Annotated in this window: 18 protein-coding genes; 13 read left to right on the plus strand and 5 right to left on the minus strand. The window is 68.1% G+C overall.

The window, feature by feature from the left end:
* Positions 1 to 2,826 (minus strand): insulinase family protein (locus ACR80S_RS16640; protein WP_435403850.1); only part of this gene is annotated, 2,826 nt, incomplete at its 3' end.
* Between the two features lie 23 nt (positions 2,827 to 2,849).
* Positions 2,850 to 3,524, minus strand: coding sequence for an SOS response-associated peptidase (locus ACR80S_RS16645; RefSeq protein WP_435401999.1), 675 nt, complete (start codon positions 3,522 to 3,524; stop codon positions 2,850 to 2,852).
* A gap of 221 nt (positions 3,525 to 3,745) precedes the next feature.
* Here ACR80S_RS16645 and ACR80S_RS16650 point away from each other — a divergent pair, with 221 nt between their 5' ends.
* Together ACR80S_RS16650 and ACR80S_RS16655 are read left to right on the plus strand one after the other, a co-directional pair.
* Positions 3,746 to 4,363, plus strand: coding sequence for a TetR/AcrR family transcriptional regulator (locus tag ACR80S_RS16650; protein WP_435402000.1), 618 nt, complete (start codon positions 3,746 to 3,748; stop codon positions 4,361 to 4,363).
* A gap of 20 nt (positions 4,364 to 4,383) precedes the next feature.
* Positions 4,384 to 5,091: a 1-acyl-sn-glycerol-3-phosphate acyltransferase gene (locus ACR80S_RS16655; RefSeq protein WP_435402022.1), complete on the plus strand. Its 708-nt coding sequence runs from the start codon at positions 4,384 to 4,386 to the stop codon at positions 5,089 to 5,091.
* Between the two features lie 13 nt (positions 5,092 to 5,104).
* Here ACR80S_RS16655 and ACR80S_RS16660 read toward each other — a convergent pair whose 3' ends face one another.
* Together ACR80S_RS16660 and ACR80S_RS16665 are read right to left on the minus strand one after the other, a co-directional pair.
* Positions 5,105 to 6,376: an HlyC/CorC family transporter gene (locus ACR80S_RS16660; protein ID WP_435402001.1), complete on the minus strand. Its 1,272-nt coding sequence runs from the start codon at positions 6,374 to 6,376 to the stop codon at positions 5,105 to 5,107.
* A 78-nt stretch (positions 6,377 to 6,454) separates the two neighbouring features.
* A complete protein-coding gene (locus ACR80S_RS16665; protein WP_435402002.1) occupies positions 6,455 to 7,255 on the minus strand; it encodes a cytochrome C assembly family protein in 801 nt (266 codons plus the stop codon).
* A 218-nt stretch (positions 7,256 to 7,473) separates the two neighbouring features.
* Between ACR80S_RS16665 and ffh the strand changes: the two genes are divergently transcribed.
* The 11 genes from ffh to ACR80S_RS16720 all read left to right on the plus strand — a co-directional run bounded on the left by ffh (position 7,474) and on the right by ACR80S_RS16720 (position 18,252).
* Complete coding sequence (gene ffh, locus ACR80S_RS16670) at positions 7,474 to 8,883, plus strand: signal recognition particle protein (protein WP_435403851.1); 1,410 nt, start codon at positions 7,474 to 7,476, stop codon at positions 8,881 to 8,883.
* Between the two features lie 123 nt (positions 8,884 to 9,006).
* The gene (gene rpsP / locus ACR80S_RS16675) at positions 9,007 to 9,255 is read left to right on the plus strand and encodes a 30S ribosomal protein S16 (protein ID WP_290905865.1); all 249 of its coding nucleotides are present in this window, start codon (positions 9,007 to 9,009) and stop codon (positions 9,253 to 9,255) included.
* 41 nt (positions 9,256 to 9,296) lie between these two features.
* Positions 9,297 to 9,848: a ribosome maturation factor RimM gene (gene rimM, locus ACR80S_RS16680; protein ID WP_435403852.1), complete on the plus strand. Its 552-nt coding sequence runs from the start codon at positions 9,297 to 9,299 to the stop codon at positions 9,846 to 9,848.
* Positions 9,849 to 9,877: 29 nt separating this feature from the next.
* Positions 9,878 to 10,639: a tRNA (guanosine(37)-N1)-methyltransferase TrmD gene (gene trmD / locus ACR80S_RS16685; RefSeq protein WP_435403855.1), complete on the plus strand. Its 762-nt coding sequence runs from the start codon at positions 9,878 to 9,880 to the stop codon at positions 10,637 to 10,639.
* Between the two features lie 175 nt (positions 10,640 to 10,814).
* The gene (rplS, locus tag ACR80S_RS16690) at positions 10,815 to 11,171 is read left to right on the plus strand and encodes a 50S ribosomal protein L19 (protein ID WP_290905855.1); all 357 of its coding nucleotides are present in this window, start codon (positions 10,815 to 10,817) and stop codon (positions 11,169 to 11,171) included.
* A 107-nt stretch (positions 11,172 to 11,278) separates the two neighbouring features.
* Positions 11,279 to 12,178 (plus strand): site-specific tyrosine recombinase XerD, encoded by a 900-nt coding sequence (gene xerD / locus ACR80S_RS16695; protein ID WP_435402005.1) that lies wholly within the window; start codon positions 11,279 to 11,281, stop codon positions 12,176 to 12,178.
* Positions 12,179 to 12,934, plus strand: coding sequence for a DsbC family protein (locus tag ACR80S_RS16700; protein WP_435402006.1), 756 nt, complete (start codon positions 12,179 to 12,181; stop codon positions 12,932 to 12,934).
* Between the two features lie 164 nt (positions 12,935 to 13,098).
* Positions 13,099 to 14,415 (plus strand): homoserine dehydrogenase, encoded by a 1,317-nt coding sequence (locus tag ACR80S_RS16705; RefSeq protein WP_435402007.1) that lies wholly within the window; start codon positions 13,099 to 13,101, stop codon positions 14,413 to 14,415.
* A 3-nt stretch (positions 14,416 to 14,418) separates the two neighbouring features.
* Positions 14,419 to 15,807, plus strand: coding sequence for a threonine synthase (gene thrC / locus ACR80S_RS16710; RefSeq protein WP_435402008.1), 1,389 nt, complete (start codon positions 14,419 to 14,421; stop codon positions 15,805 to 15,807).
* Positions 15,808 to 15,818: 11 nt separating this feature from the next.
* Positions 15,819 to 17,624 (plus strand): single-stranded-DNA-specific exonuclease RecJ, encoded by a 1,806-nt coding sequence (locus ACR80S_RS16715; protein ID WP_435402009.1) that lies wholly within the window; start codon positions 15,819 to 15,821, stop codon positions 17,622 to 17,624.
* 10 nt (positions 17,625 to 17,634) lie between these two features.
* Positions 17,635 to 18,252, plus strand: coding sequence for a YitT family protein (locus ACR80S_RS16720; protein ID WP_435402010.1), 618 nt, complete (start codon positions 17,635 to 17,637; stop codon positions 18,250 to 18,252).
* 14 nt (positions 18,253 to 18,266) lie between these two features.
* Here ACR80S_RS16720 and ACR80S_RS16725 read toward each other — a convergent pair whose 3' ends face one another.
* Positions 18,267 to 18,869 (minus strand): GspH/FimT family pseudopilin, encoded by a 603-nt coding sequence (locus ACR80S_RS16725; protein ID WP_435402011.1) that lies wholly within the window; start codon positions 18,867 to 18,869, stop codon positions 18,267 to 18,269.
* Positions 18,870 to 18,925 lie beyond the last annotated feature (56 nt).

Raw genomic sequence — 18,925 nt, forward strand, 5'->3', positions numbered from 1 at the left:
GACCTTCGGCAGCGGCTTCAGATGCTGGGCCAGCGCCAGCACGTCGTCGGGTGCGTTGCCCGGGTCGAAGGCGACCCGTGCCACCGCCGCCTGGCGCAGGCCAGGCCATAACTCTCGCAGCTCGTCGGCGTCGACCGCCAGGGCCCGCTCGGCGAGCCGCTCGCGGCGGTCGAACTCGGTGTCACCGAAGGACATGGCCTGCCACAGGCGGCCGGCGCGGCCGGCCAGGCTGGTGTCGCGCTGGGTCAATCGATCGTGTACCGCCCGGCGATAGGGCGCCAGGGCCTCGTCGTCCAGCGTGGCCAGGGTGGTCTCGAAGTCGTCGAGGAAGGCGTCGATGCGCGCATCGATCGCTGCACTGTCGGTGTCCGGCGACTGCACCAGCAGCGCCAGCCCCGGGGCATCCAGCATCGGCGAGTAGCCGGCGTTGACCACGTAGCCCAGCTGCTCCTCGGTGCGCAGGCGCTGGTAGAAGGGGGTGTCGATCAGTTGGCCGAGCACCGCCAGGCGGGCCTGGCTGGCAAGCGACCGGTCAGGGCCCTGCAGATAGCGCAGCACCACCGACTCCTCGCGGCTGGTGTGCGGGGTCAGGCTGGGCAGGTCGCTGTCGGCCTTGAGCGGTGTAAGCTCGGGAATGGCGGAGACCTCGAGACTCGGGGCCAGGCGCTCGGCGACACGGCGCCCCAGGGTCTCGGCTTCGTCGGCGCCCAGGTTGCCCACCGCCATGGCCTCCAAGCGCAGCTCGGCGAGCAGGGCGTCGCGGTAGTCGCGCAGGTCATTCGCGGTCAGCTTCCGGCTCGCCTCCAGCAGGGCGTCGCTGGGCCACTGGGGGCGCACCAGCGCCTCGGCGAGGGTGCGGCCGGCCTGACGATGCAGCGCCGCCTGGGGAGCGTTGCGCCACTCCCGCTGCAGCCGATATCTCACCCGCTCGACGCTGGCCTCGTCCATGTCGCCGGTCTGCAGCTGCTCGAGTACCCGCTCCATCATCCGCTCCTGGCGGTCGCGCCAGCCGGAGAAGGAGAGGGTGATGCCGCGGGCGTGGGCATAGGCCTCGAAGTGCTGGCCGGCCAGGCGCGCCGGGTAGAAGGCCTCGTTGAGGCTGTCATCCAGCCAGCCGGCGAGCAGGCGGGCCAGAGCGGCCTCCCTGGCGGAGCTGGCCGCGCCCGGGTGCTGCAGGCTGAAGCGCCACTCCACCTTGGGGGTGTTGAAGGTGACATCCGCCATGTGCCAGAGGTCGAAGGCCGACTCCTTCACCAGCCGCTGCGGCCGTTCGTCCTGGGCGTCAAGCAGCACAAGGTCCTCGGCGATGAAGGGGTTGGGTTTGGGCAGGGCCAGGCCGGCCAGCGCGGTGGCCTCGCCGCTCTCGTCCTGGCGCCAGGGAGCATGGAACCAGGGGGAGCTATCCTCGCCCTCCACGTCCGGGGCGCTGTAGAGGCGAATCAGGTTGTCGGGGGTTAGGTCGTCGAGGTAGGCCTCGCTGCGATCGCGCTTGAAGCCGTCCATCCGGTAGGCGGCGTATTGCACGTCCTCCACCGGGAAGCGCGACAGATTCATGGAGAGTCGCATGGCCTCCTGGCGGGGGGCGCCATGCTGCTGGAAGCGAAACTCCTGCTCGGCGAGGCTTGCCTTCTCGTCGTAGCGCCATGCCTCGAGGCCCTCCTCGCGGAGCTGTTCGATAGCGGCGAACAGGGTCGCCTCGATGGCGTCGCGGGCCTCGGCGCCGGCCGGGGTCAGGCTGACGTTGACGCTGAACAGGGCGTGGTGGCCGTCACTGCGCGAGATCCCGGCGGAGAGACCATCGGCCCAGCCGGCCTGGCGCAGCACCGCCAGCAGGCTGCCGTCGCCCTCGTGGCCCAGCAGGTGGGCGATCAGGTCGGCGGGCTTGTGGCGATATTCGGCGAGGGGGTCGGGGATCGGGAACAGCAGGCGCAGCTGGCGGCTGTCGCGTACCGACTGCAGCGCCACCCGCTGGGGCAGGCTGTCGTCGACCACCAGCGGTTCGGTAATCTCGGGGGCGGCGAGGCCGCGGTCGGCGATGTCAGCGAAGCGTTCCGCCACCAGGATCTCGAGCTCGTCCAGCGGCTGCGGCGCCACCAACGCCAGGTGCATGACGTTGGCGTCGTAGTGACTCTCGTAGAAATCGATCACCCGCTCGCGCAGACTCGGCTCGCCCTTGGGGCGGTCGGCCAGGGTCTCGCGGCTGCCCACGGAAAAGCCGGTGGTGGGGTTCTCGAGGTTGAGCAGGGCGTTGAGCACGTCATTCTCGCGGCGAGCGTCGTCGCGGATGCGTGCCATGTACTCGGAGTGAACGATGCTGCGCTCGCTCTCCAGTTGGTCGGCGTTGAACAGCGGCGAGACGAAGAACTGGCTGAAGCGGTCCAGGGCGCCCTCCAGAGCGTCGGGGTCGATGTCGAAGAAGTAGTTGGTGTCCTGGGGGGCGGTGAAGGCGTTATGGCTGCCGCCGTGGCGCGAGATATAGCCCTGGTAGGCTTCAGCCTCCGGGAAGGGCTTAGTGCCCAGGAACAGCATGTGCTCGAGGAAGTGGGCCAGGCCGGCGAGGTCCTCGGGGTCCTGAGCGCTGCCTGCCGAGACGTTCATGGAGGCGGCGGCCTTGTCGGCCTCGGGGTCGCTGACCAGCAGGGCGATGAGGCCGTTCTCCAGGGTCAGTACCCGGTAGTCGCGGCTGTCGTGGGGGCTGACCAGCGGCGTGGCCACCTCGACGATGGCGCCCGCCTCGGGGGGGCGCTCGGCCACGGCGGGGCCAGCGATCAGCAGGGCCGCGGCAGCGGCCAGGCCGCAGCATCGGGCAATCGGGGTAAAGGGCATCGTATCTCCTGTGGATCTGGGCGTCAGTCGGACTGGCGCAGCATCGGTCCGACCGGGTGGGCGCAGGCGGCGTCCTGATTCGCGGGGCTGTTCACACGTCTTGATACCGGGAAAGCGCCCAACAGTTCCCGTGGGGCGGGCATGAGCAGGGCGCGGGCCTTCTCCAGGGGCGTTTCGGGGTCGAGCCAGCGCCGGGCCCGGGCGAGGTCGATCACCGCCGGCAGGCGGTCGGTGAGCGGCGCCAGGAGTGCGTTGGTCGGCACCGTGATCAGCGCCAGGGAGTCGGTATGCTCCGCCAGGCTGGTGTGGAAACGGCACCACAACCCCGCCAGCAGCAGCGGGCCGCGGTCGACTCGGGTGATCAGGAAGGGCTGCTTGAAGCGCGGCTGGGTCTTCCAGGCATAGATCCCGCTGGCCGGCACCAGGCAGCGCCTCGCCTGGAAGGCCTCGCGGAACATCGGGCGTGCTTCCAGCGATTCGGCCCGGGCGCAGTGAGGCGCGTGGTCGAGCACCTCCAACCAGGGAGGGGTGAGCCCCCAGAACAGCCGGCCCAGATGCGGTCCGCCGTCCTCCAGGCGAATGGCCGAGAGCATGCGGCGCGGGGCCAGGTTGGGGCTGGTCACCAGGGGGGCGTCGACGGTCAGTTCCGGCAGCAGGCGCGCGAGGTCGAAAGGGGCGATATGCAGTCGTCCGGCCATGGGCGCTCCGCAGGGGGTGGGTCGTTCAGGGTAACCAAGCGCAGGGGTGGAGGAAAGGGCGGGGGTGTCCTGTGCATGGGAAGGCGAGCAGGGGAAAACGAGTGGGGAGCGTACGGGTATCGAAAACAGTGTTCGAAATGCGCTATCCTTGACCTCCGGTCCGCTGCGACTTCGCGTCGGTCCTGTCACGCAACTGCCCGCTCGAGGCTCGCGAGGAAACGATGGCCCGTCCCAGACAGCATGCCCCCGAGGCGCTCCATGCGCAGGTCATGGTGGCTTGCGATGCCTGGCTGCAGGAGAATCCGGTGCACACCCTCTCCCTGCGCGCCCTGGCTCGGGAGGTGGGCTGTGCGCCCAGCACCCTGCTCAAGCTCTACGGCAGCTTCAATAACCTGTTGCAGCACGTCAACATCGAGACCCTGGCGCACCTGCGCGAGGTGATCGAGCCGCTGACCAGCGAAGCCACGCCGGAACAGCGGCTCACCGCCCTGGCGCGTGCCTACTGGCAGTTTGCCCAGGGCGACGCCTACCGCTGGCAGCTGCTGTTCGACTATCCCCTGGCGCAGGAGGGCGAGCTGGACCAGCGCCAGAGCGACATGATCGAGGGGCTCTTCCTGCGCGTGGAGGCGACCCTGAAGGAGTATCAGCCGGCGCTGGATGACCTGGAGGCGCGCCGCCTGGCGCGCACCCTGTGGGGCAGCGTCCACGGCCTGGTGCTGCTCGGACTCAACGAGCGTCTGGGCTACTGGCAGGGCCAGCAGCTGGAAGTGGGAGAGCTGCTCGACCAGCTGCTCTGCACCATCCTGGCGGGCCTCAGGGCAAGGCCCCCCACCACGTGAGCGCATCGGGGTGGGGAGTGGTGGCCTGGGGAGTGGTCGCCGGCCTGGTGCTGGCCTGGCGGGTGGCGCGCCGACCGCGGCCGGTGGTGCGCTGCCTGGTCTACCTGGCCGTGCGTCTCCTCTACCGGCTGCGCCTGCACGGCGCCGAGCACATCCCTTCCCGGGGAGCGGCGCTGGTGGTCTGCAACCACGTCAGCTTCATGGATGCCCTGGTCATCGGCGGTGCCAGCCGGCGCCCGCTGCGCTTCCTTATGGCCAAACCAATGTACGACTCGCCCTGGCTCAACTGGCTGTTCCGCCTGGTGGGGGCGATTCCCGTGGAGTCGGATCGGCATGACCCGGGCAACGTGCGCCGCGCCCTTCTCGAGGTGAGCCGAGCCCTGCGCGAGGGTGAAGTGGTGATGCTCTTCCCCGAGGGGCGGCTGACACCGGACGGCGAGATCCACGCCTTCCGCCGCGGCCTGGAGCTGATCCTGGCTCGGGACCCGGTGCCGGTGGTTCCAGCAGGGCTCTCGGGCCTGTGGGGCTCCTGGACGTCTCACGCTTACGGCCCCGCCCTGAGTGGCCGGCCGCGTCGGTTTCGCGCGAGGGTGGCGCTGCACTTCGGCGAACGGCTCCCCCCGGAGTGGGCAGCTCGGGCGGTGTTGGAGCGGCGGGTGAGGGAGCTCAAGGGCGAGGCAGACTGCTGGGCCGAGCCGGCGGCGGTGGAGGCGCTGGAGCGCCCCTGATTCCGTCCCGCCCTCAGCGGCGGCGCGGGGCCTGCCAGCAGCGTGCGGCGGTAACCAGGTTGTCGCGCACCTCGAGGATCTCCATGCGCACGTTGCCTACCTGCAGGCAGGTAGGGCCGTCGGGAAAGGCCTCCAGGTGCTCGAGGATCAGGCCGTTGAGGGTCTTGGGGCCGTCGGTGGGCAGCTGCCAGCCGAGGGTCTTGTTGATGTCGCGAATGTTGGCGGTACCCTCGATGAGCTGGCTGCCGTCCTCCTGGCGGTGGATGTCTTGCTCCATGCCTGCCACGTCGGTGGTGAACTCGCCGACGATCTCCTCGAGGATGTCCTCTAGAGTCACCAGCCCCTCCACGTCACCGTATTCGTCCACCACGATGCCGATACGCCGCTTCTGCTTCTGGAAGTTGAGCAGTTGGGTGTGGAGTTGGGTGGACTCGGGAATGAAGTATGGCTCGCGGGCCTCCTGGACGATGGCCGCCTTGGTCACCTCGCCGCGGGAGAGGAAGCGCGCCGCGTTGCGCAGATGCAGCATGCCGATGATGTTGTTGATATCGCCCTTGTAGATCGGCAGCCGGGTGTGCTGGCTGGTGCGAATCTGGGTCAGGATCACCTCCAGGTCGTCATCCAGATCGATGCCCATCACCTCGTGGCGCGGTACCATGATGTCGTTCACGGTGACGTTTTCCAGGTCGAGGATCGAGAGCAGCATGGCCTGGTGGCGCTGGGGAATCAGCGTACCCGCCTCGTGCACCACGGTGCGCAGTTCGTCGCGGGTCAGGTGGTCGGCCCCGCCGTCGATGTTTCTCACGCCCATCAGGCGCAGCAGGCCGTTGGAGATGGCATTGACCAGCCAGACAAGCGGATAGAGCAGCTTGAGCAGCGGCTCCAGCACGCGGGAGGCGGGAAAGGCGATACGCTCCGGCTTCACCGCGGCGTAGGTCTTGGGAGTGACCTCGGCGAAGATCAGCACGGTGATGGTCAGCAGCGCCGTGGACACCATGGGACCTGTGACCTCGCCGAAGAAGTGGATGGCGATGATGGTGGCGATGGAGGCCGCCAGGTTGTTGACGAAGTTGTTGCCGATCAGGATCACGCCGATCAGGCGATCCGGCCTGGCCAGAAGCCGCGCCACGCGCTGGGCCCTGGGCTCACCACTGTTGGCCTGATGGCTCAGCCGGTAGCGGTTGATCGACATCATTCCGGTCTCGGAACCGGAGAAGAAGGCGGAGAGGCAGATGAGCAGGAACAGCAGGCCGAACAGCAATCCCAGCGGGAAGTCGTCGCTCAAGTCGAAGGGTCCTCGTTGGCGTGTCAGGCTCGATTTGACGGGAGGGGCGCGCGCGCTGTCAAGGCGCCTGGCGCGGCCTCAGCCCCGGCCCAGCAGGACTTCCAGCACGAACTTGCTGCCGAAGTAGGCGACCAGCAGCACGCCGTAGCCGCCCAGGGTCCAGCGCACCGCGCGCATGCCCCGCCAGCCCAGCCGGTGGTGGCTGAACAGCAGCACCGAGAAGATCACCCAGGCTGCCAGGGAGAGGATGGTCTTGTGGGCCAGGTGCTGGGCAAACATGCTGTCGAGGAACAGGAAGCCGCTGAGGATCGACAGGGTGAGCAGCCCCACGCCGGCCCAGATCAGCTCGAAGAGCACGCGCTCCATGGTGGTGAGCGGCGGCAGCGCCTGGACCAGCCCGCGGGTATGGTGTTGACGCAGGGCACGGTTCTGCAGGCCCAGCAGCACCGCCTGAACAGCGGCAATAGCCAGCACGGCGAAGGCCAGCAGCGAGCTCAGGGCATGCAGGGCGATGCCCGGCGTCAGCCCCTCGACGCGCTCGGGGCTGGGGAGCCCCGCCGCCAGCAGCAGCGAAAGGCCAGCCAGCGGCAAGATGCCCACCGCGGCATTGAGGATAGGCTTGAACAGGCTGACCAGTAGCAGCATCGCGACCACGCCGGCACTGATCACGATCACGCTGGTGGAGAGGCCGGGCAGCACCTGCTCGCCGTGACCGAACAGGCCGATGGCCAGCGGCAGGTGGCAGAGCAGCCCTAGCAGAGCCATGCCGCGTACCAGCAGGGGCTGTGGTGAGGCCCTGTTCAGCAGCACCAGGCCCTGCCAGGAGGCGGCGGCCAGATAGAGAACAAGGGCCAGGGTGGCCAGTAAGAGCGCCTGCATCGATTGCGTTCCGTGCGCCTGTGGAATGAATGGCGTGAGTGTTCATGGGGTGGGGCTACTATACCCAATCCCTTGGGCAGCGCACAGCGCGGCGGATGCGTCACCCTGCCGCCGTGGCGGGCGTCGGGGCCAGGCGCCGGGAGGCCGGCGCATGGAGACTGGCGGCGACTGCGCGTATAATCATCGCCACTTTCGGGCCGTCATCTCTGGAGAGGCCAATGTTTCAGAATCTCAGCGAGCGTCTTTCGCGGACGCTCAAGTCGATCAAGGGTCAGGCGCGCCTGACCGAAGAAAACATCAAGGAGACCCTGCGCGAGGTGCGCCGGGCGCTGCTCGAGGCCGATGTCGCCCTGCCGGTGGTCAAGGACTTCATCGAGCGGGTGCGCGAGCGTGCGGTGGGCCAGGAGGTCTCCAAGAGCCTCTCGCCGGGCCAGCAGTTCGTCAAGATCGTCCAGCAGGAGCTCGAGGCGACCATGGGCGAGGCCAACGAGGGGCTGACCCTCAAGGGCTCACCCGCGGTGGTGCTGATGGCCGGCCTGCAGGGCGCGGGCAAGACCACCTCCGTGGCCAAGCTGGCGCGCTACCTCAAGCAGCGCGAGAAGAAGAAGGTGCTGGTGGTCTCCGCCGATGTCTATCGTCCGGCCGCCATTGACCAGCTCGAGACCCTGGCCAAGGAGGTGGGCGTCGACTTTTTCCCGTCGCGCTCCGACCAGAAGCCTGTCGACATCGCCGAGGCGGCGATCAAGCACGCCAAGATCCAGTTCCACGACGTGCTGATCGTGGATACCGCCGGTCGCCTGGCCATCGACGAGGCGATGATGGGCGAGATCAAGGCGCTGCATCGGGCCGTCTCGCCCCAGGAGACCCTGTTCGTTGTCGACGCCATGACTGGCCAGGACGCGGCGAACACCGCCAAGGCCTTCCATGAGGCGCTGCCGCTGACCGGCGTGATCCTCACCAAAGCCGACGGTGACGCCCGTGGCGGCGCGGCGCTGTCGGTGCGCCACGTCACCGGCAAGCCGATCAAGTTCATGGGCATGGGCGAGAAGGTCGACGCCCTGGAGCCCTTCCACCCGGACCGCATTGCCTCGCGGATCCTCGGCATGGGAGACATGCTGTCGCTGATCGAGGAGGCCGAGCGCACCGTCGACAAGAAGAAGGCGGAGCAGCTGGCGAGGAAGGTCAAGAAGGGGCAGGGCTTTGACCTCGAGGACTTCCGTGACCAGCTCCAGCAGCTCAAGAAGATGGGCGGCATGGGCGGCCTGCTGGGCAAGCTGCCCGGCATGGGGCAGATGGCCGAGATGGCCCAGGGGCCCGGCCCCGAGAAGGAGCTGGGCAAGCTCGAGGCGCTGATCAACTCCATGACCCCCCAGGAGCGCCAGCGTCCGGAGATCATCAACGGCTCGCGCAAGCGGCGCATCGCCACCGGCGCCGGCCTGCAGGTACCGGACCTCAATCGCCTGCTCAAGCAGCACAAGCAGATGCAGAAGATGATGAAGAAGGCCGGCCAGAAGGGTGGCATGCAGAAGATGATGCGTGGCATGTCCGGGATGATGGGCGGCGGCGGCCCGGGTGGCCCCGGCGGCATGGGGGGGATGGGTGGCCCCGGCGGGTTGCCCCGGCGATAGGCCCGAAAAAGGTTCCCAACCGGGGCTGTATTCCGTAGAATACTGCCTCTTCACTGGCAGGACCGCGAACGTCGCGGCCCTTGTCGTGACCGAATCCAACACAACCGAAGGACTGAACAGGCCATGGTTACCATTCGTCTGGCTCGTGGTGGCGCCAAGAAGCGTCCTTTCTACCACCTGACCGTTACCGATTCCCGCAACTCCCGCGATGGCCGCTTCATCGAGCGCCTGGGCTTCTTCAACCCGATCGCTCGCGGTCAGGAAGAGCGCCTGCGCGTCGACCTCGAGCGCATTGCCCATTGGCAGAGCCAGGGCGCCATGCTCTCCGATCGCGTCGCCGAACTGGTCAAGGAAGCCCGCAAGCAGGCCTGAGCCTGACTTGCCACCTGCTCGAAGGAAAGCCGAGGTCGTCGATGAGCGAACACGCCACCGTGCAGCCCGCTGACGACCATGTGGTGCTGGGCAAGCTGACCAGCCCCTTCGGCGTCAGGGGCTGGCTCAAGGTGTATTCATACACTAGCCCCATGGAGGGCATCCTCGACTACCCCCAGTGGGTGTTGAGGTGTGGCGAGCGTCTCGAGCGCCGGCGCTTGCTGCAGGGGCGTCGCCACGGCAAGGGCCTGGTCGTGCTGCTCGAGAGGTGTGATACCCGCGAGGGTGCCGAGGCGCTGGCCGGCGTCGAGATCCTGCTGGCCAAGGCGGAACTGCCAGAGCTCGTCCCCGGCGAACTCTACTGGCACCAGCTCGAGGGCCTGCGGGTCGTGACCCGCGAAGGCGTCGTGCTGGGGCGCATCGATCACCTCTTCGAGACCGGCGCCAACGACGTCATGGTCGTGAAGGGGGCGCTGGACCCCGATGCCGTCGATGGCGCAGAGCGGCTGCTGCCCTATCTGCCCGAGGAGGTGATCCTCGAGGTGGACCTCGACGGTGGCGTGATGACCGTCGATTGGGATCCCGACTTCTGATGGCCGAGGGCTCCGAGGAGCCAGTGGCCATGTGGATCGGCGTCGTCTCGCTCTTTCCGGAGATGTTCGAGGCGATCACCCGCCATGGCGTCACCGGGCGAGCCGTGGAGAAGGGACGCATTGCGCTGGAGTTCTGGAACCCGCGCGACTACGCCGGCGACCGGCATCGCACCGTGGATGATCGCCCCTATGGTGGCGGCCCCGGGATGCTGATGAAGGTCGAGACTCTGCGTGCGGCCATCCATGCTGCCCGCGAGCGGGCCGCCCAGGCCACCGGGCGGCGCCCCAGGGTGGTCTACCTGTCGCCCCAGGGGCGGCGGCTCGACCAGGCCGGCGTTCAGGAATTGGCGTCGGGCCCGCCCCTGGTGGTGGTGGCCGGGCGCTACGAAGGCATCGATGAGCGCGTGGTGGAAGCGGACATCGATGAGGAGTGGTCGATCGGGGACTATGTGCTGAGCGGCGGCGAGCTGCCGGCCATGGTGCTGATCGACGCCGCGGCAAGGCTGGTGCCCGGGGTGCTGGGCCATCAGGATTCCGCGGTCGAGGACTCGTTCAACGACGGGCTGCTGGACTGCCCGCACTACACGCGCCCGGAGGAGATCGACGGGCGCTGCGTGCCGGAGATCCTGCTCAGTGGCCACCATGGCGCCATTCGGCGCTGGCGGTTGAAGCAGTCCCTGGGTCGCACCTGGCTGCGCCGCCCCGACCTACTCGAGGGCAGGACGCTGAGCAAGGAACAGCGCCAGTTGCTGGCCGAGTTCATCGAGGAACACGCCCTGTCCACCGAATAGGCCAGGGCGGAGGTGCAGGACGCGAGAGGCCGAGGGCCGAACCTTCGGGTAAACCCGCCGCGGACCTGCGTCACCCATCATCTCCCGCGCTCTCGAGCTCGCTCGGGCGCCGGGATCACGATTCATCGGCCATCCAAGCCGACTGATGAATCAGGTTATCAAGGAGTTAGTTGTCATGAGTAGCAAGAACAAGGTGATCCAGGCGCTCGAAACCGAGCAGATGAGCAAGGAAATTCCGGCCTTCGCCCCCGGCGACACCGTGATTGTCCAGGTCAAGGTCAAGGAGGGCACCCGTGAGCGCCTCCAGGCCTTTGAAGGCGTGGTGATCGGCAAGCGCAACCGCGGCCTCAACTCCGCTTTCACCGTGCGCAAGATCTCCCACGGCGTCGGCGTCGAGCGTACCTTCCAGACCTACAGCCCACTGGTCGATTCCATCAGCGTCAAGCGTCGCGGTGACGTGCGCCAGGCCAAGCTGTACTACCTCCGCGAGCGCAGCGGTCGTTCTGCCCGCATCAAGGAAAAGCTGGCCTGAGGCTTCGCCTCGAGCGCCGGTGGGCCGGGCAGTGCCTGGCCTTTCGAGACCCTGTCACCGCATCCGCGGGGCGGGGTCTCGTGCCATCTGGCCCATCCTGAACCGCCATGACGACGTTCGACGACGACGCTCGCATCGACGCCTTCCTCGACGCCCTGTGGCTCGAGCAGGGTGTCAGTGACCACACCCTGTCGGCCTACCGGCGCGATCTCTCGGCCTGGGTGAGGCGCCTGGCCGAGTGCGACGAGAGGCTGTTGGCGACCTCGCCGACCGTCCTGCCGGCCTGGCTCGACGAGCGCCGCGAGGCGGGCTACCGGCTCACCAGCAACGCCCGGTTGCTCTCGAGCCTGCGACGCTTCTACCGCTGGGCCCTGGAGTCCGGGCTCATCGAGGGCGATCCCCTGGCCGAGGTGCGCCTGCCGCGGGTGCGGCCGGCGCTGCCGAATACCCTGGAGGAGGCCGAAGTGGAGCGGCTGATCGCCGCGCCGGATGTCGCCACCGATCTGGGCCTGCGCGACCGGGCCATGCTGGAGGTGCTCTATGGGGCGGGGCTGCGGGTCTCCGAGCTGGTCGGCCTGACCACCGATGCGGTCAACCTGCGCCAGGGCGTGGTGCGGGTGCGCGGCAAGGGCGACAAGGATCGCCTGGTGCCCCTGGGTGAGGAGGCGGTAGAGTGGTTGTCACGCTACCTGCGCGGCTCCCGTGGCGGCCTGATGGGCGACACCACCCAGCCGGCGCTCTTCCCGGGGCGGCATGACCGGTGCATGACCCGTCAGGCCTTCTGGTATCGTATCAAGGCGCATGCGCGCACCGCGGGAATCGAGCGACCGCTGTCGCCGCATACCCTGCGCCACGCCTTTGCCACCCATCTGTTGAATCATGGGGCCAACCTGCGTGTCGTACAGCTGTTGCTGGGACACAGCGACCTCTCGACCACGCAGATCTATACCCATGTGGCGCAGGCCCGCCTGGAGCGCCTGCATGCCGACCATCATCCCAGAGGCTGAATGATGAACATCCCTTTCCGGACCCTGCTCGGCGGCCTGCTGGCCACCACCCTTGCCGTTCCGCTGCTGGCCCAGGCCGACTCCCGCCAGGACATGGCCGAACGGCTGGCCGAGCGGCTGGCGGTCAGCGGCCAGCCGATGCCGGTGCAGAGCGTGAGCGAGACCCCCGTGGCGGGCTTCTTCGAGGTGCACCTCGAGACCGGCGAGCGCTTCTACAGCGATGCCGAGGGTCGCCACTTCATGGTCGGCGACCTCTACGAGAACGGCGAACAGGGGCTGGTCAACCTGACCGAGCAGGGGCGCAACGACGAGCGCGCCGCTCGCCTGGCCCAGGTGCCCGAGGCCGAACGCGTGATCTTCCGCGGCCCCGGCGAGAGCCGCGCCGAGGTGGTGGTCTTCACCGACACTACCTGCCCCTACTGCCGCCAGCTCCACGAGGAGGTGCCACGGCTCAACGAGTTGGGGATCGAGGTGCACTACCTGGCCTTCCCGCGCTCCGGCATGAACGCCCAGGGCGCCCGCACCTTGCAGCAGATCTGGTGCGACGCCAACGCCAGCGAGGCGATGAGCGCCGCCAAGCGCCAGGAGTCGCTTTCCGGGGCCGCCGACTGCGACAATCCGGTCGAGGCACAGTATCATCTGGGCCTGGAGCTCGGCGTTCAGGGCACGCCGGCTATCGTGCTGCCGGACGGCCGCCTGGTCCCCGGCTACGTGCCGGCGGAGCGCCTGGCCGCCATGCTCGGCCTGGAGGACTGAGGTCCGGCGAGCCACTTTACGGAGAGACACTGGCCCGAGCCGGTGCTGCGGCCTGCTTCCGTGCAGGCCGTATTCGCTGAGACACCGTGTCGGAACACTGAGTCCCACACAACGGCTGAACACAACGCCTATACACAAAGAAACACGCGAGCAGGAGCGAGACATTGAAACCGGTGAGAGTAGGAATCTGTGGGCTGGGTACCGTCGGTGGCGGTACCTTCAACGTGCTGACACGCAACGCCGACGACATCGCCCGGCGTGCGGGCCGCCCGATCGTCATCGAGCAGGTGGCCTACCGCACGCCCAACCCCGACTGCGACCTCACCGGCATCCCGACCACCGCCGATGTCTTCGAGGTGGCCACCAACCCTGATATCGACGTGCTGGTGGAGCTGATCGGCGGCTATGACGTGGCCAGGGAACTGGTGCTCACCGCCATCCAGAACGGCAAGCACGTGGTCACCGCCAACAAGGCGCTGATCGCCGTGCACGGGAACGAGATCTTCGCGGCGGCCCACGAGGCGGGGGTGATCGTGGCCTTCGAGGCCGCGGTGGCCGGGGGGATACCTGTCATCAAGTCGCTGCGCGAGGGCCTCGGAGCCAACCGCATCGAGTGGGTGGCCGGCATCATCAACGGCACCGGCAACTATATCCTGACCCATATGCGCGACGAGGGCCGCGCCTTCGAGGACGTGCTGGCCGAGGCCCAGGCGCTGGGCTATGCGGAAGCCGACCCGACCTTCGACGTCGAGGGCATCGACGCTGCCCACAAGCTGACCATTCTCGCCTCCATCGCCTACGGCGTGCCGCTGCAGTTCGAGAAGGCCTTCACCGAGGGCATCTCCCGGGTGACTGCCGAGGACGTGGAGCAGGCCGATAACCTGGGGTATGTGATCAAGCACCTGGGCATCTCCAAGCGCACCGACCAGGGCCTGGAGCTGCGCGTGCACCCGACGCTGATCCCCAAGGAGCGGCTGCTGGCCAATGTACACGGCGTCAAGAATGCCATCGCCATCATGGGCGACGCGGTAGGGCCGACCCTCTACTACGGCGCCGGCGCTGGCGCCGAGCCCACCGCCTCCTCGGTGGTGGCCGACATCCTCGATGTGGCCCGCGACATCTCTACCGATCACCACTACCGGGTTCCCTATCTGGCCTTCAGCGGCATCAGCGAGGACGTCAGCCAACTGCCGATCATGCCCATGGAGGAGATCATCTCCGCCTACTACCTGCGGCTGCTGGCGGTGGACCGTCCTGGCGTGCTGGCGCGGGTGGCCACCATCCTGGCCGAGCAGGGCATCTCCATCGAGGCGCTGATCCAGAAGGAGGCGACCGAGGGCGAGCTGGTGCCGATCATCCTGATGACCCACCGCACGGTCGAGAAGCAGATGAACGAGGCGATCCGCCAGATCGAGGCCATGGCCGATATCGCCGGTCCGGTGATGCGGATACGCGTCGAATCCCTGGACGAGCAGGAATAACGCATGCGCTATATCAGCACCCGCGGGCAGGCGCCCGCGCTCTCTTTCGAGGAGGTCGTGCTCACCGGCATGGCCAGCGACGGTGGCCTCTATGTGCCGGAGACCGTTCCGCAGCTGTCGACCGACGACCTGGCCGCCATGGCGGGCCTCTCCTATGCCGAGATCGCCTTTCGCGTTATGAAGCCCTTCGTCAACGGCGAGATCGACGATGACACCTTCCGCGGACTCGTGACGGAGGCCTACGCCACCTTCAGCCACGATGCCGTCGTCCCCCTCAACCAACTCGACGCCAACCACTTCCTGCTCGAGCTGTTCCACGGCCCGACCCTGGCCTTCAAGGACGTGGCGCTGCAGCTGCTGGGCCGCCTGCTCGATCACTTCCTGAAGAAGCGCGGAGAGCGCGCGGTGATCATGGGCGCGACCTCCGGGGACACTGGCTCGGCGGCCATCGAGGGTTGCCGACACTGCGACAACCTCGACATCTTCATCCTGCACCCCTACCAGCGGGTGTCAGAGGTGCAGCGCCGCCAGATGACCTCGGTGCTGGCCGACAACGTCTTCAACGTCGCCATCGAGGGTAACTTCGATGACGCCCAGGCCATGGTCAAGGCGAGCTTCGCCGACCAGTCGTTCCTGAAGGGCGCCCGGCTGGTGGCGGTGAACTCCATCAACTGGGCGCGCATCATGGCCCAGATCGTCTACTACGTGGCCTCCGCCGTGGCGCTGGGTGCGCCCCACCGCAAGGTGAGCTTCTGCGTGCCCTCGGCCAATTTCGGCAACGTCTTCGCCGGCTACATGGCCTACCGCATGGGCCTGCCGGTGGAACGCTTCGTGATCGCCACCAACGCCAACGACATCCTGCACCGCACCCTGGCCGCCAACGACTTCTCCAAGCAGGAGCTCAAGGCGACCCTGGCCCCCTCCATGGATATCGTGGTGTCGTCCAACTTCGAGCGGCTGCTGTTCGAGGCCTACGACCGCGACGGCGCCGCCGTGGCGGCCCTGCTCGAGCGCTTCCAGGCCGAGCCGACCGCCCTGGCGGACGCGCCCCTGGCCAGGCTGCGTGAGCTCTTCGCCAGCCACAGCGTGGATGACGCCACCCTCCTCCAGGTGATCCGCGAGGCACACCACCGCACCCAGGAGATCCTCGACCCGCACACCGCCACCGGCTATCGTGCCGCCGAGCGCGAGCGGGGCGACGCGAGCATACCGATGATCACCCTGGCCACCGCCCACCCGGCCAAGTTCGCCGAGGCGGTGGTCAAGGCGGGCTTCCCGGGCGTGCCGCTGCCACCGCACATGGACGACCTGTTGGAGCGTGAGGAGCGCTACACGGTGCTGCCCGCCGAGCTTTCCGTGGTGCAGCAGTTCGTGGCCGAGAACCGGCGCTAGTGGAGGGCGGTTTGAACGCCGTCATCGACCCCTTCGATCTGAGCGAGCGCCTGAAGCCACGGATCCTTCCGCGTCCTCGCGATGCCGCGCTCTATGCCCGGGCCCAGCGCGAGGGACTCTCCGAACTCCAGTCGCGGGTGCTGGCCGGGCGCCTGGCCGACTATCAGGGGGAACTGGCGCCGCTGGTGACGCCCAGTCTGCGCCACCTGGCCCACCCCGAGCGGCTGGCCGATGGCCGCCGCGCGGCCGAGCGCATCGCCCAGGCAGTGATCGACGGTGAACATATCGGCATCCTCACCGACTACGACGTGGACGGCATTACCTCCCACGTGGTGATCCGGCGCACCCTGGTCGAGCTCTTCGGCGTGCCGGAAGCCAAGCTGCACAGCCTGATCGGCCACCGCATCCATGACGGCTATGGCATTAGCCTGCCGCTGGTGGAACGCGCGCTGGCCCTCTCGCCGCGCCCCAGCCTGGTGATCACCGCCGACTGCGGCAGCTCCGACGAGCCGCGTATCGCGCGCCTGACCGCCCAGGGCATCGACGTAGTGGTCAGCGACCACCACGCCCTGCCGGTAGAGGGACCTCCGCCCTCGGCCCACGCCTGCGTCAACCCCACCCGGGATGACTGCGATTACCCCGACCCCACCATCGCCGGCTGCATGGTGGCCTGGCTGGTCATGTCGCTGGCGCGGGGCGTGCTGATCGAGTGGGGCGTGCTGCCCCAGGCCACCCCCAAGCTCTCGTCCTGGCTCTCCTATGTGGCGCTGGGCACGGTGGCGGACTGCGTCTCGCTGGGGGGCAGTCCCGCCAACCGCGCGGTGGTGACCCACGGCCTGGCGTTGATCAACCGCATGGAGGCCGCCTGCTGGCGGGCCATGGCCGAGCGCCTGGGCGCCGACAGCGTGCCCTTCGATGCCGAGACCCTGGGCTTCCAGATGGGACCGCGCATCAACGCCCGCTCTCGCATCGACGACCCCTATGCGGCGCTGCATTTCATGCTCGCCGAGCAGGATCATGTGGCGCAGCGCTATCTGGATGTGCTGGATCAGGACAACCAGTCCCGTAAGGCCATCGAGGCCGATATGGCCCAGGAGGCGAGGGCGCTGGCGCTGCCGGCCCTGGCCGCCGACGAGCCGGCCGTGGTGGTCTTCCTCAAGGGCGGCCACCCCGGGGTGCAGGGCATCGTCGCCTCTCGGCTGGTGCAGGCCTATGGGCGCCCGGCGCTGGTGCTGACGCCGGCCGCCGCGCCGGGCATGCTCACCGGCTCCGGGCGCTCCATCGAGGGTCTGCACCTGCGTGACGCCCTGCAGCGTACCTATGCGCTTGCCCCGGAGGCGCTGCCGCGCTTCGGTGGGCACCGCGGCGCCGCCGGCGTCGGGGTGCCCGCGGAGCGGCTCGGGGCCTTCAAGGCGGCCTTCCTGCAGGCGGTGGGCGAGCAGCTGGGCGGGGCGGAGCTCTACCCGAGGATCCTGACCGATGGCGACCTGGCCCCGCACCAGCTGAGCCTGGCGACCCTGGAGGAGTTGCAGGCGCTGGGTCCCTATGGCCGCGAGTTCGAGGCGCCCCTGTTCCAGGGCGACTTTGTGGTGGAGGCGCTGCGACCGGTGGGCAGCGACGGCACCCACCTGATGCTGGAGCTCTCGACGGGGGCGGTGAGCCACCGGGCGATCTGGTTCCGGGCGCTGACCCCCGGCGAGATGCCCGCCTTCGGCGTTGGCGATACCCTTCGCTGCGCTTACAAGCTCAACCGCAATCGCTGGCGGGGCAGGGAGAGTCTCCAGCTGATGGTCGAGCACGCCGAACCCATACCGTAAGGAGCACTTCATGGACCCTCAGGAACTGCCCACCGACCCCCATCGCCACTACGAGGACCTGATGGCGATGCTGATCGGCACGCTGTTCGTGGCGCTTGGCGTGACCCTCTACACCCAGGCTCTGCTGCTGACCGGCAGCACCGCCGGCCTGGCCTTCCTGCTGCAGTACGCTAGCGGCTGGCCCTTCGGCGTCTGGTTCTTCCTGATCAACCTGCCGTTCTACTGGCTGGCCATCCGCCGTATGGGCTGGTCCTTCACCTTGCGCACCTTCGCCGCCATCGGCCTGGTGTCGCTGTTCTCCGAGCTGACCGGCCGCTGGATCAGCATCGAGGGGGTAGCACCGCTCTACGCCTCGCTGATGGGGGGCTGTCTAGTAGGCATCGGCATGCTGATCCTGTTTCGCCACCGGGCCAGCCTCGGCGGGGTGAACATCTTGGTGCTCTACCTTCAAGACCGCTACGGCTGGCGCGCCGGCTATGTCCAGCTGGGCATCGATGGCGTCATCATGCTGGTGGCGCTGGCCCTGCTGCCCATGGATCGGGTGGGGCTCTCGGTGCTGGGGGCCGTGGCCCTCAACCTGATCATCGCGCTCAACCACAAGCCCGGGCGCTACATGGGGGTCAGCTGAGCCGCAGAGCTGCATCAGCATTGAGCGGGGCCGTCGGCCTCGTCATCGCCGACCCGGACCCTGCCCATGTTGTTGACAATCACTTTCCGGCCATCGCCGTGGCGGCCGCAGATGGTGAAGGTGCCGTTGTGGCCCCGGCTCCAGCCAGTGGACTGGTAGCGGATAGGATAGTCGCGGTTGAAGGTGATGGTCGGCCCACCGCTGGGCTCGAGCACCCTCAAGACGTTGACGCCGTCCAGGTTGCCGGCGGTGGCATGGCCGTCGAGTATGGCAATCGGCAGGCTCCAGTCCTGTTTCTTGCACTGGGCGTCACCGATCTCTTCGATGGGGCAGATCGCGATCACATGGCGGCGCGTCACGGCGGTGTTGCGGGCCAGGGCCAGGGCCGTCTTGATGCGCATCACCTCGGCGGCCACCTCGTTGCGGGCGGTGAACTGCCGATAGCCGGGAATCGCCGTGGTAAAGAGCACAAGCGCCACGGCGATGGCCACGATCAGCTCGATCAGCGTCAGCCCCTGCTGCTGGCGTGCGGGCCAGGGCGGCGCAGGGCGCCTTGCCTGGCGACCGCATGAATCGACCAGGCGACGAATGGTGCGGCGAGGCGTGACGAGACGCATGTTGCCCTCCCGGAGTGGACTCCTGACCCGTGGGTGGTCTCTTCACCCTAGCCAAG

Origin of the sequence: Halomonas salsilacus, assembly GCF_051216275.1 — a bacterium.
Taxonomy (GTDB): Bacteria; Pseudomonadota; Gammaproteobacteria; order Pseudomonadales; family Halomonadaceae; genus Halomonas.